Source organism: Ignavibacteriales bacterium, from assembly GCA_015709675.1.
Taxonomy (GTDB): Bacteria; Bacteroidota; Ignavibacteria; order Ignavibacteriales; family Ignavibacteriaceae; genus H2-BAC3.
In genome coordinates, this window is the sequence record CP054182.1 from 1,854,155 (window position 1) to 1,871,937 (window position 17,783).

At 43.9% G+C, this 17,783-nt stretch carries 7 protein-coding genes; 4 read left to right on the forward strand and 3 right to left on the reverse strand.

The annotated features are described in order from the left end of the window. Nucleotides 1-8: 8 nt before the first annotated feature. The 3 genes from HRU80_06930 to secA all read right to left on the reverse strand — a co-directional run bounded on the left by HRU80_06930 (nucleotide 9) and on the right by secA (nucleotide 5,713). A complete protein-coding gene (locus tag HRU80_06930) occupies nucleotides 9-2,216 on the reverse strand; it encodes a tetratricopeptide repeat protein (protein ID QOJ28624.1) in 2,208 nt (735 codons plus the stop codon). A gap of 72 nt (nucleotides 2,217-2,288) precedes the next feature. Continuing rightward, nucleotides 2,289-2,627: a P-II family nitrogen regulator gene (locus tag HRU80_06935; protein QOJ28625.1), complete on the reverse strand. Its 339-nt coding sequence runs from the start codon at nucleotides 2,625-2,627 to the stop codon at nucleotides 2,289-2,291. A 35-nt stretch (nucleotides 2,628-2,662) separates the two neighbouring features. Next, nucleotides 2,663-5,713 (reverse strand): preprotein translocase subunit SecA, encoded by a 3,051-nt coding sequence (gene secA / locus HRU80_06940; protein ID QOJ28626.1) that lies wholly within the window; start codon nucleotides 5,711-5,713, stop codon nucleotides 2,663-2,665. Nucleotides 5,714-5,938: 225 nt separating this feature from the next. On the opposite strand from secA, the gene HRU80_06945 reads away from it, so the two are divergent. The 4 genes from HRU80_06945 (at nucleotide 5,939) to HRU80_06960 (ending at nucleotide 17,780) form a co-directional block, all read left to right on the forward strand. Further along, on the forward strand, nucleotides 5,939-7,432 hold the full coding sequence (locus HRU80_06945) for a glycine--tRNA ligase (protein QOJ28627.1): 1,494 nt from the start codon (nucleotides 5,939-5,941) through the stop codon (nucleotides 7,430-7,432). A gap of 54 nt (nucleotides 7,433-7,486) precedes the next feature. Then, entirely contained in the window at nucleotides 7,487-8,623 is a 1,137-nt protein-coding gene (locus tag HRU80_06950; GenBank protein ID QOJ30482.1) for a hypothetical protein, read from the forward strand. Nucleotides 8,624-9,157: 534 nt separating this feature from the next. Continuing rightward, a complete protein-coding gene (locus HRU80_06955; protein ID QOJ28628.1) occupies nucleotides 9,158-16,450 on the forward strand; it encodes a PAS domain S-box protein in 7,293 nt (2,430 codons plus the stop codon). Next, nucleotides 16,428-17,780, forward strand: a complete 1,353-nt coding sequence (locus HRU80_06960; protein QOJ28629.1) for a hypothetical protein — start codon at nucleotides 16,428-16,430, stop codon at nucleotides 17,778-17,780. The genes HRU80_06955 and HRU80_06960 overlap by 23 nt, the downstream gene beginning before the upstream one ends. Nucleotides 17,781-17,783: the final 3 nt, after the last annotated feature.

Below are 17,783 nucleotides of genomic sequence, written 5' to 3' on the forward strand. Positions count from 1 at the left end.
GGATGTGATCAGCCGCTCAGACGACAGAGTAACCGGAAAGACGGATAATTATAGCGGGTACCGACCGGAGAATTTAACTGAAGCTGCCACTGATTGCTCCGGTATATAAAGGCCTGTTCCCCGGTCTTCTTTTCAGGATCTTCACCGCTTTCTTCTTCCTTTTTCTCCTCATCCTGCTCTTCTTTCATTTCTTCAGGAGCGGCTTCCGGTTTTTGGGGAGTAATCACTGAGTCCTTTTTAACAGGTTCTTTCAGGCGGTTGAGTGAATCCTGCACCTGCTGGCGTATCCGTTCCTTTTCGCTGCGGACAAACTGAACGGCCGGTGTTACTTTCTGTGCATACGGTGACGCCGGATATTTCGCGATGAGCGAATCATAGACCGTCAGAGCTGAATCGGGTTTTTTCATTTCCCGTTCGAGGATAAATCCGTATGTATATAATGATTTGGAAGCCAGCGGAGATTCCGGATACGTGCTGAAAATCTTATAAAGCTGCTGAAGGGCATCCTGATACTTGCCCCCGAGAAAATGTTCCTCAGCGGCAACATAGATCTCTTTTGCAGGATCAAAATCAAAATCAATAACCGGCTTGCCGATCTTCGGGGCTATGATGTTAATGATTTTGTCCTCAGTAAAGGTGCTGTATATATAACGGTAGATACTGTCCGCTGAAATTGAATCACCATCCACCAGATGGCAGCCGGCCAGGGCATAAAGAACCTGCGGAGCATAGGGGTTTTTCGGGTATTCGTCAAGAATCTGGCGGTAATAGTAAAACGCGGAATCTATGATGTTAAAGTCGTTAAAAAAGAGATTGCCAAGATCAAATGCTGACCGGGCTGCAACCACCATCAGTGAGTCACCCGAGAGGATTGGTCTGACAGGGGGGATACCCTGTTTCTGGCCGGGTTTAACGGTCACCGGTTTAACGGGCTCATTTAATTCAGGTTCAATCGTTCTCTCCCGTTCTCGCGGCTGTGTTGTAGTGGGATTAACGTTTGGATCAGTAGTCTCAGTCTCTGCAGTTGAGTCTGCTGAGGCATAAAAGGCGATTGAGTCCGTTACAAATGCCGCGGAATCGGTGGCGTAGAGAAAGTTCCTCTGATTAAGTCGGTGATTGTTTCTTAGTGTTATATATTTATTAAAAAGATCAGCTTTAAACCGGATGAGAGGGAGATATTCCACAGTGGCAGTTGAACTGAGTGCCTTGCTGTAATAAACGGCGGCGCTGTCATAATTTGCTAAGCTGTTTTCGTAGAGGTACCCTATTTCATAACGGATATTGCCGAGCTGAACTGATTGTGCATAAGCGGTATCAGCTTCATAAAAAACGGCCAGAGCCCGTTCTTTCTGTCCGAGCTCCGAGTAGGTTTTACCCATCTCAAGATCTATATAATCATATTTATCCGAGTATTTAACTTCACCGCGCAATTCAAGAAGTGCACGGAGGGCATCTGTAGGGCGGTCAAGATTTCTGAGGGCTGCGGCATAGCGGATAAGAGAGTTAATTTCGAACTCATAAACCGGTTCAAAGTCGAGCACCCGCTTATACGAATCGGCTGAATTGGTAAAATCTCCGCGCTGGAAATAGATATCACCCATCTTGTAAAGCACTTCAGCATTAAGAACGTCATCTTCCGAGAACTTTACGAGTTCATTGGCTGCCTTAAATGCTTCATCATAGTTTTCAATGGAGATAAGGTACTTTAACTCTTCAAAATTGGCTGCTGCAAGTATTTCGTCTTCTGTTTCAGGGTCTGCTTTAAGTCCGTTGAGCAGATCAAGCGCCTGTGTATAATTTTTTTGCTGCATCTGTGTTTTAGCCAGCCAGAGTTTCGCTTCAGGAATCAGGTCGGATGATTCACCCATCGCGATCAGTTCCTCAAACTTTCTCATTGCCTTAATATATACCTTCTGATAATAGAAGGATTTTCCTATCATCAGAAGTGCATCATCAACAAATGAACTTTGAGCATCAAACTGGAGGATGCGTGAGCATTTTTCAATTACCTTGGTCAGACTGGTATTGGCTGAGGAAGGAATCTGCGGTTCAAGCAGAGCAAGGTTGTCTTTCTTCTGCTCTTTGATAACGGTTTCCGCCTGCTCAAATGCCAGGCTTGCGTTATAATAGAGATTAAAATATGCCGTAAAATCATACCAGACTGAACAGCCGGGCACGGCCAGCAGAAGAACAAAAAGGACTAAGGATTTTTTCAAATTTCTCTGAATTCCGGAAATAAAAGGTTTAAAATAAAAGAACCCTCATGAGCAGGAAAGGTAATAAAGCGGTTACAGAGCTCCGGTACCTGATTCTTCCGTGCGGATTCTGATTACATCCTGCACATCGTAGATGAAGATTTTTCCGTCTCCAACCTGGCCTGTTTTAGCATGTTTCAGGATTGCATCCACGGCTTTTTCAAGAAGCTCATCAGCAACCACAACCTCAATTTTTATTTTTGGCACAAACTCAATCCGGTATTCACTGCCGCGATAGGTTTCCTTGTGTCCCTTCTGCCTGCCGTAACCGCGGACTTCGGTAATAGTGAGCCCCTTGATTCCGTTTTCAAGGAGCCCTTCTTTCACTTCATCAAGTTTGAACGGGCGGATGATCGCTTCAATTTTTTTCATTGATACTCCTGAAATTCTTCTGACTTAAACCGGAGTTATTTGCCGTGACAAGCTTTATACTTTTTACCGCTTCCGCAGGGGCAGGGGTCGTTTCTGCCGACCCGTTCTTCAACGCGAACCGGCTGATTGCTCCGCTGTGCTGCCGCAGCACCAGGACCACGTTCCATTTCGAAAGCGCTCTTTGATTCAAGAAGCTGCTTACGCGCCTGTGATGTTCTTCTTGCACGCTCTCTCTCTTCAACCTCGGATGGCATCTGAGGGAAGAATTTGAAGCAGAATGACACAACCTCATTTCTAATTTTGGTATTCAGTTCAAGGAACATTTCGAAGGCTTCATTCTTATATTCAACAAGCGGATCCTTCTGGGCATAGGCACGGAGTCCGATACCTTCCTTCAGGTCATCCATATCGCGCAGATGTTCTTTCCAGCGTGTATCTGTTACCGTGAGGAAAGCGTAGCGCTCGATGCGCGCCATATTATCGGCACCAAGGGTTTCTTCCTTGCGGGCGTAAAAATCTCTGGATGCTTTGCTGAGAGCGTCTATATATCCTGCTTTACCGAGTTTCTGGAAATCTTCAGGAGTAATTTTCACGTCAATGAGCATATTCTGAACGAATTCCTGACGAATGAGTTCAAGATCACCATTATCAGCATGTTTGTTTACTAACTCGTCAATATACTCATCGAGCATTTCAAAGACCTGATCTTTAAGCCGTTCACCCTCAAGTGCCCGTTTTCTTCTCTGATAGACAATGCTTCTCTGCTGATTCATCACGTTGTCATATTCAAGCAGACGTTTTCTGATCGCGAAGTTATTCTCTTCAACACGCTTCTGTGCTCGTTCAACCGATTTGGTAATCCATGGATGCTGGATGACTTCACCTTCATCCATCTTCATCCTCTCCATTACGGAAGCCATTTTATCGCTTCCGAAGAGGCGCATCAGATCATCCTCGAGTGAAAGATAAAATTTGGAAGTACCCGGATCACCCTGTCTTCCTGAACGGCCGCGCAGCTGGCGGTCAATACGGCGGGACTCATGACGCTCTGTGCCAAGTATATATAAACCTCCGCGGTCTTTCACACCGGCACCAAGTTTAATATCGGTTCCGCGGCCCGCCATGTTGGTCGCGATGGTTACCGCCCCTACCTGTCCGGCACTGGTAACAATCTCTGCTTCCCGCTGATGCTGCTTCGCGTTAAGTACATTATGGGGAATATTTTTGCGCTTAAGCATTCTGCTCAGTGTTTCCGAAACTTCAACTGAGGTAGTACCAACCAGAACCGGTCTTCCCTCCTTACGGAGTTCTTCAACATGCTCTATGATGGCGTTATATTTTTCACGCTTTGTTTTATATATCGCGTCATCAAGGTCTTCGCGGGTTACCGGGCGGTTGGTAGGGATGACCACTACTTCAAGCTTATATATCTCAAAAAATTCACCTTCCTCAGTTTCCGCGGTACCGGTCATGCCTGCCAGTTTTTTATACATGCGGAAGTAGTTCTGCAGGGTGATGGTAGCTAAGGTTTGTGTGTCCTTTTCTACATGGACATTCTCTTTTGCTTCTATTGCCTGGTGCAAGCCGTCTGAATAGCGTCTTCCGGGGAGCACACGGCCGGTGAATTCATCCACAATGGCAATCTTGCCTTCATCGGTAACTACATATTCATCATCACGGTCATAAAGTGTATATGCCCGCAGGAGCTGATGCACGGTGTGGATGCTGTCGCTGCGCTGTCCGTACTGCGCGTAAAGTGCTTCTTTCTTTTTTGCTTTTTCTTCTTCGGAAAGGGAATGATCGTTTTCCAGTTTCGCGAACTCAGTACCGAGATCGGTCATAACGAAGAATTCTTTTCCTTCGCGTGTTGCCTTGCTCAGTTCTTCCCGCCCTTTCTCAGTAAGATCAATGGTGTGATTTTTTTCATCAATAACGAAATAGAGTTCGTCATCAATGATATACATATTCTTTCCTTTTTCGCGGAGGAACTCCAGTTCAACTTCCTGCTGAAGTTTCTTATAATGGGGCTCAGAAAGCATTCTGACCAGCTGACGGTTTTTTGGGAGTCCGCGGTACGCTCTCAGCAGCAGTTTACCGGCTTCATACTCTGAATCTTTGTCGTCTTTGGAAAGAAGATCTTCGGCTTCCTTAACCAGTTTTGCGACAAGGTTGGACTGCAGCCGGACAAGTTTTTCTACCCCGGGCTTAAACTCATTAAACTTATGATCATCAACATCAACCTGGCCTGAGATAATGAGAGGGGTACGGGCCTCGTCAATAAGAACGGAGTCAACTTCATCCACTATTGCGTAGTTATGAATACGCTGCACCAGAAATTCGGAATCAATTGCCATGTTATCGCGGAGGTAATCAAAACCGAATTCGTTATTGGTTCCGTATATAATATCACAGTTATACTGCATTTTCCTTCTGTCAGGAGGCATATTTGAGGTGATGCATCCGACAGTGAGACCGTGGAATTCAAAAATTTTACCCATCCACTGGGAGTCACGCTGAGCCAGGTAATCGTTTACAGTTACAAGGTGTACACCTCGTCCGGTCAGAGCGTTAAGGTAAAGAGGGAGAGTAGCTACAAGAGTTTTACCTTCACCGGTTGCCATTTCCGCAATTTTACCCTGATGAAGCACAACGCCGCCCATGAGCTGAACATCGTAGGGAACCATCTCCCAGGGGAGTTTATGTCCCATCACATCCCATGCGGTACCGACTAATTTTTTACAGGTGGCCTTTACGACAGCGTACGCTTCTGGAAGCAGTTCATCGAGAACTTCTTCATAGAGCTCATCAAGCTGTTTATTCAGTTCATCCAGCTGGCTGTGGGCATCCTCCCGGTCAAACTCCTCATTAGATCTGAGACGTGCGTGCATATCCTCAATTTGGCCGCGGAGCTCAGCGGTTCTTTCGCCGATGATATTCTTAAATTCCTGGGTTTTGGCTCTCAGTTCATCATCAGAGAGCTGTGAAATGGATTCATAATGAGCATTAATTTCATCCACGAGGGGCTGAAGAAGCTGAACGTCTTTAGACTTTTTATCGCCGAAAATCTTCTTGAGAAACTGGATCATTCCTTAGGGGCCTTGTTATTAAATTCTATTTATTGGCAAACTACAAATATAAGAAGCAAAAGGATACCCTCTCCGTCAAAAATCAGTCCGTCAGAACTCATTCAGAAAGGATAATTCCAAAATTTCATCCAAAAGGAGGGGAAATGCACCGCTTCTTCAGGGTCTTAGACGCTCCGACTTTCTTATATTTGCAGGATTATTGAAAAAAAGTAAGGAAATTCCGGGATGTCGCAGAAAAATGCGAATGACACATTAGAAAAAATCGTCTCTTTAGCCAAACGCAAAGGTTTTGTTTTCCAATCCAGCGAAATTTACGGCGGTCTGAACGGCTGCTGGGATTACGGTCCATTGGGAGTTGAGCTCCTAAAAAACCTGAAAGAGGAGTGGTGGAAATTTATGACCTACCGGGACGATGTTGAGGGGCTTGATGCTTCTATTCTGATGCATCCCCGAGTCTGGGAGGCCTCAGGGCATGTGGCAAACTTTACGGACCCGATGATAGACTGCAAGCAGTGCAAAGCCCGGTTCCGTTTGGACCATCTCTCAGAGAATATTCCGGTAAAAAAGAGAAAGAAAGTTCTTGAAACCGTGCTTGAAAGGCTGCCTGAGGCATATAAAGCAGAAGCTGAAGCCGTGGTGAAAGATAAGTCAGAAGAGCAGGATGGCACGGCTCTTCTTGAAAAGATTTTTGAAGATAAATCTGCCGCGGAAATAGTCATCAGTGAACTTACCTGTCCGCAGTGCGGAAACAAAGGCACCTTTACTTTGCCCCGGCTTTTTAATCTGATGTTTAAAACTTTCATCGGGCCGGTTGAAGACAGCGGTGCTGCTGTATATCTCCGTCCCGAAACCGCACAGGGAATATTCGTAAATTTCCTGAATGTGCAGAATGCTTCACGTCAGAAAGTGCCTTTCGGTATTGCTCAGATAGGCAAGGCATTCCGGAATGAAATTAACACCAAGTATTTTCTTTTCAGAACCCGTGAGTTCGAACAGATGGAAATGCAGTTCTTTGTAAATCCTAACAAGGACAAAGAATGGTATGACTACTGGAAGGCAGAGCGTCTTCAGTGGTATATAAACCTTGGTATGAGCAGGGAAAATCTCCGCTACCACGATCATCCTGCGAACAAACTTGCGCATTACGCCAAAGAAGCAACAGATATTGAATTTAAGTTCCCGTTTGGCTGGGGTGAGATTGAAGGCATTCATAACCGGACGAATTTTGACCTGAGCCGCCATAAAGAATATTCAGGAAAATCACTTGAGTATTTTGATGATGAGAGCAAGGAAAAGTATACTCCGTTCATTATTGAGACATCAGCAGGTGCAAGCCGCGGATTTATGGCATTTCTCATCAACGCATATAATGAAGAAGTGGTAAACGGCGAGCAGAGAGTGGTGCTCAGATTCCATCAGCGTCTGGCTCCTATTAAGGCAGCTATACTCCCGCTGGTTAACAAGGACGGTATGCCTGAGATCGCCCGCAAGATTGAATCAGATATACGCCGCAACTTTAAGGTATTTTATGATGATAAGGGGGCAGTCGGCCGCCGTTACAGAAGAATGGATGAAGCGGGAACCCCCTATTGCATCACCATAGACACGCAGACTACCGAAGACGGCAGTGTGACTGTGCGTGAGAGGGATTCCATGCAGCAGGAGCGGATTGACGCTTCACGGCTGAATGAATATCTGGCCGGAAGACTGTTAAGCTGAAACTAATACCAGTAACCAGAAGTATAAAGAAGTAAAGCCCCGGAGAAGATGATTATGATTAAACGGTATATCTTTCTGTTCCTTCTGCTGACCTCCTCAGGATTCAGCCAGGATGCTAAGTTTGATTCCCTCGTGACCGGAGGAATCATGCAGATATATAATATACAGTTTCAGGAAGCTGAAGTTACTTTCAGAAAAGTAATAGCCGACTATCCGGAGCATCCCGCCGGCAGGTTTTTCCTTGCGATGATTGACTGGTGGAAGATTCTTCTTGACCTTGATACCGAGATTTATGATGAGGGCTTCTACGAAAAGCTGGAAGATGTCATCTATTTCTGTGATGATGTCCTTGACCGGGATGAAAACAATGTTGATGCGCTCTTCTTTAAGGGAGGAGCAATTGGTTTCCGGGGACGGCTCCGCTCGCTGCGTGAAAGCTGGCTGAAGGCTGCTGATGACGGCCGTGAAGCGCTTCCGATTGTGCAGCGCGCGTCCAAGCTGAATCCCGCCAACAAAGATGTGCAGCTTGGATTTGGTATATATAACTACCTTGCCGCGGTCATACCCGACCGTTATCCGATTCTTAAACCTGTAATGCTTTTCTTTCCTTCAGGCAATAAAGAGCTGGGTTTGAGGCAGCTTAATGAAACGGCGGATTTCGGAAAATACGCAAAGTTCGAGGCAATTTATTTTTTGATGACTCTGCATTATCAGTTTGAAAATGACTCCTATAAAGCGGATGAATACGCAAACCGGCTGATATCCATGTTCCCGGAGAATCCGGTCTTTCTGAGATGGAAGGGAAGAATCTTAGTGAGAAAAGGGGAAGGTGAAAAGTATTTCGAGATTTTCAAAAGAGTGTATGAAGGGGCAAATGACTCGCTTCCCGGCTATAATACCCGCGCAAAAAGAGAAGCGGCATATTATGCAGGTTTATATAAGCGGAATATCTCGCAGCCCGATTCAGCACTTGTTTACTTTGAAGAGTGCGAACGGCTTTCACGCCAGCTTGATAAAAAAGAGCCGTCCGGATTCCTGATAAATACGGTATTATATCTTGGCATGATGAACGATGCGGTCGGCAACCGGGATAAGGCAGTCGAATATTATAACGAAACACTCCGGATGAAGGAATACGGTTCCTCACATCAGTTTGCGAGACAGTATTTAAAAGAGCCTTACAGGTATTAATTAACGTGCAAGGCACGATGAACATTATTGCCTGATAGATTTACGTTTGTTAAGCAAGGCTGAGTGCCGCTGAATCTGAATGGGGGATTCACATGTTTCCTTTCGAGAATATCACCCGATATTTGACACTTCTGCAGAGAGGGGATTCTGCAGAAGTCATCAAACTAATCTGTTTATTTGATTTAATTATTCACATTGACAGATTCCTGATTTATTGCTATTTTTTCCCGATCATAATGTAAAAAGTCGGTTTTCCGATACACTGAAACATTGCCTGAGAGGGGATGATTTTATCCCTAAGCCTGGAACAGAGAATACTTTAACCCGGGCTGTTAAGATGAGTGAGTTAAACCGGTAGAATTGGCATTCCTTCTCTTGAAACTGAGATATGAATAACTATATTACCTGTTGAAAAATTCAACATTTTCAGGCCCTGACCGGTCAAAATGGTGAAACCCAGATTCCGGTTCACGGCGCACATGAACAACATATTGTGTATTCAATACTTTTTTGATTTAATTCAATATGTTATAAATGAAAACTCACGTCCAAGGCAGACGGAAAAACGGTATCTCCTCTGCAAAAGCTGAGGACCAGAAAATCAGGGTGTTTCAATACACCTCCCCGGCCGATTCAGTAAGGGAATTATTAGACTCTTTACCGCATTTTTCCCCGGCTTCTGATCAGGCAATTCTGCTTATATGCAGGAAGCAGTTAGTTACTGATTTACCCGGGCAACTTCCTTCAGGAATCAAACTGGGTGTGGATGCTGAAATACTTTCCGGGGCAACTGTTTATATTATTAAAGACTCTGACGGGTTTCAGGTCAGGGAAGGGAAACTTAGACTCACTTCAAAATCCACTTCCGAAAAGAATTCAAGATCATCACCGGAAAAACTCAGTAAAAGGGCAGAAACTCCTGCATTCTTCTCAGAGCTATCCAAATTTATACTCTATGAAAGTAGTGACTGGCTTCTGCTCGGTTCTGACCGACGGATAGAGTTTGCAGCTTCTTCAGCGGCAAAACTTCTCGGCTCTCCGGCAGAAAGTTTTTTGCACAAAGAAATAGAATCACTCTTTCAGAAACAGGCAGTCTCATCACTCAGACAATGTATTAAGGGAAGCATAACATCGGGGAGAAAAACCAGGGGAATATTCCCTCTGAAGAATACATCTGAATCAAAGGAAGCCAAATATCTTGAATGTGTATTTCAGCGATTCTCAGCCGGCTTCAATGACAGTAAATTAATCGTAACTCTCCGGGACAGCACTAAAGAAAAGATCGCAGAAAAAACTTACGAAGAGACACTGATAAAACTGAGGGAAAGAGTAAAAGAACAATCCTGTCTATACAGTATATCCTCTCTCGCCACGCAGAATCTGACAACCGGAGAACTTCTCAGTTCGGTTGTCTGTCTGATTCCTTCGGCGTTTTATTACCCAGAACGGACGTTTGCCCGGATACGGCTCGGCGGACAGGAGTATACATCAGAAAACGGCCCGGCAGCAGGCAAACACTTCAGGACAGAAAAAATTCTTGATGATAAAAAGCGGCTCTCCATTGAAATATATCTCAGGCAGGATAAATCCCCGAAAGAAAAAATTGATTTTCTTCCTGAAGAAAAGAAACTCATCGAATCAATAGCCTCAACTCTGGCTCTTATTCTGAATCAGCTGTTCACGGCACAGCAGATGATTGAAAACCGGGACAGACTTACCAGTGTAATTGAAACTGAACCGGCATGCGTAAAAATCGTCTCGGCAAACGGTAAGCTCATCCACATGAATAACTCCGGTCTGAAGATGATTCAGGCAGAAAAAGCCGGTAAAAAATTATTCGGGACAGATGTATCTGCTCTTATTCTTGAAGAGGATAGACATATATACCGCAGCCTGCACAAAAACGCGCTGCGGGGACAGAAAGGTGAAGCGCGTTTCAGAGTTAAAGGACTTCGCGGTAAGATAGTCTGGATGGAGAGCAGCTCTGTTCCTCTCAGGGATGCACAAAACAGAATAACTTCCGTTCTGAGCGTGACGAGGGATATTACTGAACAGGTAAAGTCAGAAATAGAAATCAGGCTGCTGAATAAGGAACTGGAACTTCTTCTTCAGTCAAGCGGTGAAGGACTCTTCGGAATCAATCTTGAAGGCAATTGTACATTTATTAACGATGCTGCTTTACGTCTTCTTGGTTATAAGAGAAAAGACTGTATCGGCAAAAATATGCACCAGCTGATTCATCATCACCGGATTGACGGCTCGTTATATCCGGAAGAAGAATGTCCGATATATCATGAAAATATCGGAAGCATCCGGACGGAACATACTGATGAAGTATTCTGGAAAGCGGACGGAAGTCCTGTGCCTGTGAGATTCTTTTCGAATCCGATTATTGATGAAGGCAAAGTAACCGGAGTTACTGTTACTTTTAACGATATCTCGGAACAGAAGCGGAAAGAACTTGAAATAATCACCATAAAGAATAACACCGAAGCTTTAATTAACAGCACGGACGATCTGATCTGGTCAGTTGATAAAAACCACAAACTGATTGCGTGTAATGCTGCATTCCGGCAGCTGATAAGCAGAGTATCATCCGACGACATTAAACCTGGTGATCCGGTACTAAAGAAAATGGGATGCACGCCGGCAGAAAAGAAAATCTGGACAGGTTACCTGGAGGAAGTCTTCCGGGGCAAAGGTGTTGCGGTAGCCGCTGAAAAGGTAATCAGCAGGGATGATGCAATCCGTTCCCTGAACATGAATCCGATATACAGTCCTTCGGGAAAAATTTTTGGTGCGGCCTGTTACAGCAAAAACCTGACGGAGGATATCAGGCGTGAAGAGATGCTCGAAAAAACCAGAAATTCCCTCAAAAGAGTTTTTGATCAGTCAATTGATGTGATTTGCACAGTGAATGAAGAGGGCTGTTTTGAACTGGTCAGCAGCGCTTCAGAACAGGTTCTGGGATATCTTCCTCAAGAACTTAGCGGAAAACATTATTCTCAATTTGTGCATCCGGCTGATCTGAAGAGGACTGATGCAATTGTTAAAAAGATAATTTCCGGAAAAATCATCAGGAATTTCGAAAACAGATATATCCGGAAGGATGGTTCTGAGATTCTTGTTAACTGGTCAGCAGCATGGGATGAAGATGATAAACTGATGTATTGCGTTGCACGGGATGGTACTGAGGTGAGAGAAGCTCAGGAGAAAATACTTCTGAGTGAAAGCCGGTTCCGGAATCTGGTGCAGGAAGCAACGGATTTACTTGCTATCCTTACTCCTGACGGAATCTATCAGTATGTCAGCCCGACAACCATAAAACTGCTTGGCTGGACACCTGAGGACTTCATCGGAAAAAATGCGTTCGAGTTCATTCATGAGGATGATAAAGAACGGACGTTGAATCAGTTTAAGAAACTTTCCGGTTCAAGAAAGCTGAAGTTTGAACCGTTCAGGTTTAAGCATAAAGACGGTTCATGGAGATGGATTGAAACGACGGCGACAAATCTTCTTGATGAACCCTCAGTCATGGGTATAGTGGCGAACTCACGGGATGTGACTGATGAGGTGATTTACCGGGAGGAACTTAAAAAGTCGGAAGAAAAGTACCGTATGCTTTTCCGTAGCAGTCCGTTTCCGAAATGGCTTTATGATATCGAGACTTTCCAGATGCTGGACGTAAATGAAACAGCGCTCAGGCATTACGGGTACAGCAGGGAAGAATTTCTTAACCTTACGATTCTTGATATTCGTCCTGATTCTGAGGTTTCCAAAGTTATTGAAGCACACAGGAATTTATCGGATAAACCCGGCAGGATTGATTTCGGACAGTTTGTCCATAAGAAAAAAGATGGTACACTTATTCAGGTTACCGTTACCGGGCACAGGATTGAATATAATAACCGTAACTGCATTATGGTGGTAATCATGGATACCACCGAAATTGAACGCACAATTAAACTGCTCAAGGAAAAAGAGCAGCAGCTGCGGTTTGCACAGAAAATGGCAAAGCTGGGATATTGGAGTATCTCCGTTGCTGACGGAAAAATAACCTGGTCAGATGACGTTTATGATATATGGGGTTTGGATAAAAACACGTTCGAGCCCACAATTGAAAATGTCATGGAACTGATACCTGAGGGAAGCAGAACAAAAGGTATGCTGGAGTATTATCAGTTTTTTAACAGCGGGGAGCCATTAGATACGGTGCACAGAATAATAATGAAGGATGGTTCCGTTAAATGGCTCCGGCAGATTGGTGTGCATCTGACGGATAACGACGGAAATCCTCTTGCGATCGCGGGAACCGTGCAGGATATAACTGAGCAAAAACTGAATGAACTGCACCTTGCGGAAATCAATGAACGGTATATTCATGTTACAAAGGCAACTTCTGACGCAATATGGGACTGGAATCTTCTGACAAATAAAATATTCTGGGGTGAGGGTTTTCATACCATATTCGGCTATGACTCTGAAAACGCCGAGCAGGATTTTTCCTCATGGAACAGCCGTGTTTATCCTGATGACATAGAGCCGGTATCCAAAAGCCTACACGATGTTATTGAGGGAAGTGGATATATATGGGTGGAAGAATACCGATTTCTGAAAGCAGACGGTACTGTTGCTTTTGTGTTGGACAAGGGGATTGTCATCAGGGATGCAGACGGCAAGGCTGTGAGGATGGTAGGAGCCATGCAGGATATCACCAAACAGAAACTTGAGATGCAGCATCTGCGGCTTCTTGAGTCTGTAATTACCAATGCCAATGACAGTGTGATGATTACCGAAGCTACATCTTCGGGCAAAGAGGGGAGAAAAATATTATATGTTAATAAGTCTTTCTCCAGGATGACCGGCTACTCTGCTCAGGAAATAATCGGTAAAACTCCTGCAATATTTCATGGCCCGAAAACCGATAAAAAGATAGTCAGCCAAATTTCGGAGAAACTCAGGAGATTTGAACCGGGTGAATTTACTCTGATTAATTATAAAAAAAGCGGAGAGGAATACTGGCTTAATCTTTCACTCAGTCCGGTTTCTGATGAAAAGGGAAACTTTACCCACTGGATTGCAATTGAAAGGGATGTGACTGAAAGAAGAGATGAAGAACTTCAGAAATGGATATTTGCTGAGATAAGCGGACAGTTCGGCAAGGAAAAAAATCTGAAGAACTCCATCCACTCCGTTCTTGAATTATTTGTGAGGCATACCGGGCTTACATTTGCCGAGGTCTGGCTGCTGCATTCCGATAAAAAGAAGATGATCCTTACTTCTCAATATTCTGATGACGCAAAGATCGAAATTGAGTTTTTCAGGCCGAATACCATTAAATCACTTTCGTATGGAGAAGGACTTCCCGGCAGAGTATGGGCAAGCGGGGTTATTGAATACTGGGAAAATCCTGATTCAATCAGGGAATTCCCAAGATTTGAATTTGCGATGAATGCAGGGATAAAAAACATTTTCGGTATTCCGCTGATTGCCAATAATGAAGTAATAGGGGTGTTTCTTGCGGGAATTCCGAATGTACCTGAGCGAAAACATTTCTTCGCGAACATCTTTTCCAATCTGACGGTGCATCTCGGAACTGAAATAAAAAGAAAGCAGCTTGAAGAAGATCTCAGACAGATTTTTGACACCGCGCCTGATATTATCTGTATTGCCAACGGAAACGGATTTTTTACCAAAATTAACCCGGCAGCATGTGAATTACTCGGATATACGGAGCACGAGTTATTGTCAATTCCTCTCTTTAACTTTGTGCACAAGGATGATCTCACCAAAACAGCGGAAACGCTGCAGGGGCTTATTGACGGTGAACCGGTAATTTATTTTGAGAACAGATATATAACAAAATCCGGATCGGTGAAATGGCTCGCCTGGACGGCCGCTCCCGCTTCTGAATCCGATCTGGTTTTTGCAGTGGCAAAGGATATCACCGATAAAAAGAATCTTGAAGGAAGTTTTGAAAAAGCCATGAAACTGGCAAGGATGGGGAGCTGGGAGTATGATATACCTTCTGATAAACTGTACTGGTCCCAGATTACAAAAGAGATTCACGAGGTGCCTGAAAAATTTGAACCTGATATCGCTTCGGCAACAGGATTTTACCCGGAAGGAGAAGACCGTGACAAAATAATCAGATCCATGAGGATTGCACGGGAGAAAGGCGAACCGTGGGATATTGAACTCCGCATTGTAACAGCCAAAGGAAAAGAAAAATGGGTAAGAACCATTGGGGAGGCAGAATTTGCAGGCAGTCAGTGTATAAGACTTTACGGAAGTTTTCAGGATATAGATGCAAGAAAACGTGCTGAACGGGATTTCCAGAAAACACTCATTGAGAAAAATGAAATTCTTGAGAGTATTGAAGATGCATTCTTTGCGGTTGACCGTAACTGGAAGATTACCTACTGGAACCGTATGGCTGAAAAAGTACTCGGAAAAACCAAGGAGCGGGTTCTTGGCAGAAATCTATGGGCTGAGTACTATGACGCGATAGGAACGCCATTCTATAGTAATTATCATGACGCGATGAATGAAAACAAGCCGCGGCATTTTGAGGCGTATTATGAGCAGCTTGATGCCTGGTTTTCTGTTTCAGTTTTCCCTTCAGAGCGTGGTCTTTCTGTATATTTTAAGGATATTACTGAAAAGAAAAAAGCAGAAGAGGAGATACGGCTCAGTAATGAACGCTACAGGATGGTTACCGCGGCAACAAACGATGCTATCTGGGATTGGGATATAAAAAACAAAAAGGTCTTCTGGGGTGAAGGTTTTGAACGGATCTTCGGGCTGAATCTGAAATTGATCCCTGATACCATTTCAGGAAGGAAAAACTTTACACATCAGGAAGACTGGGATGATCTGGATCTGGAAATTGACCGGGCGATAGCCAATCCTGAAGTTTTGCATTGGGATTATGAATACAGAATACAAAAGAGCAGCCGTACGTTCGCGTTTGTCTATGACCGGGCGATTATTATCCGTGATGAAAACGGTGAAGCAGTAAGGATGGTTGGCGCTGTGCAGGATCTGACTGAGCGTAAAAAGTATGAAGAATCTCTCAAAATGCTGAATGAAAATCTTGAGCAGTATGCCAGAGAGCTTTCCATTTCCAATAAAGAGCTTGAACAATTTGCTTATGTGGCTTCACATGATCTTCAGGAACCGCTCAGAATGATAACCAGTTTTCTTTCACAAATCGAAAAGAAATATTCACCTATCATTGATGAAAGGGGTAAAACTTATATAAAATTTGCCGTGGACGGAGCAAAACGAATGCGTCAGATAATTCTCGAACTGCTTGACTTCTCCCGCGTTGGCAGAACGGAAGAAAAACTTGAGGAGTTCTCGGTTTCTGAAGTTATTGATGAGATACGAGCACTTTACAAGAAAAGCATAGAAGATAAGAATGCGCGTATTGAGTATGGAAATCTTCCGTTTATCGTTGCGTACAAAACCCCTGTCCGGCAGGTGCTGCAAAACTTAATTAGCAATTCACTCAAGTACAGCAAAAAAGATGTACCGCCTGAAATCACAGTTACCGTTGAGGAAATGGATATACACTGGCAGATTTCAGTTGCCGATAATGGCATTGGCATTGACCCTGAGTACTTTGAAAAGATATTCATCATTTTTCAGAGACTGCACAGCAAAGATGAATATTCCGGAACCGGAATGGGGCTTGCCATCTCCAAAAAGATTGTCGAAAATCTGGGAGGGAAAATCTGGCTTAACTCTGAGGAGGGGAAAGGTGCTGTATTTTATTTTACTCTGAGAAAGCAAAATAAAAATGAAATTCTGGAACAGCTATAAATACACTGTTATAAAGAATTGCACTGAATCGGTAACGGAAGAATACACCAACCGGTATTGGGGTAATGTGCTGTTCAGTAATCTGATTCTTTATCTTCTTCCGTTCAGCATCATTGCTATCATACCCGGTGTTATTTTCAGTTTTCTCACGGGATTTATTATGATGGGAATAATTGACTGCCTTATTCTGATTTTTCTGATTCACCTCGCTTTGTATCCGGGATTCTCAGTTGAAACCAGAAAAAATCTTCTCATATTATGCTGTTACTTTGCTTCAGCAGTTTTGATACTGATGATTGGCGTTCGCGGACCCGGTCTGACCTATCTGGTGATTACCACAGTAATCTTTGTCCTGATTTTTCCTGGAAAGAATGCTTATCTGCCTTCCTGGGTGAATACGATAATAATTGCCGCTATGACAGGACTGATTCTTCTGGGTGAATTCAAATGGGATTATCAGGAAGTTCCGGAAGCAGGGCACTGGATTGCGGTAGCATCAAATAATATATTTCTGAGCTTTGCACTTTCAGCGTTTGTACCGAAAATATTTCTGGGCATTCAGAACGCGATAGACAATCAGCTGCGGCTTAAATCGCAATTAGAGGAAAAAGAACGGTCACTCTCCTTAGCACTTGCTGAAGTGGAATCAAAAAACCAGGAGATAGCGGAGTTTGCAGTTATCGCTTCACACGATCTGAAAGAACCTCTCAGAACCGCGGTATCGTTATCGGAATTAATCATAAAAAAGTATTCTGCAAATCTTGAACAGCAGATTATCAAATTGCTAAATCTAATTATTTCCAGCGCGCGCAGAGGTATTTCGCTTACTGAAGATTTACTGGATTATTCCAGAATCTACCGTGAAAGCGGTGAAAGCACTCTGATAGATACCAATAAACTGGTACATGAAGTAGTCCGTCATTTTAAAACTACCGGGGAAAGTCGGGATATTCAATTTACCATATCTGATCTGCCCCATGTATACGGAAGGGAAAATGCACTGCACAGGATGTTCTATAATCTGATTGGCAATAGTATTAAATATGCCCGGCCTGATGTCAGACCGGAAATCAGCATTTCTGCGCGTGATACCGGTGCTGCAATTGAGTTTTCAGTTTCGGATAACGGTATTGGCATAGAAAAAGAGCATCTTGGTGATATTTTTCGTATATTTAAAAGATTACACACACGTGAGGAAATAGATGGGACTGGTGTAGGACTCGCTGCATGCAAAAAGATTGCTGAACAGCATGGTGGTGCTATCTGGGCGGAGTCTCAGCGCGGATGCGGTACGGTTTTTTATTTTACCATAGCAAAAAAGAAGGAATAAGAA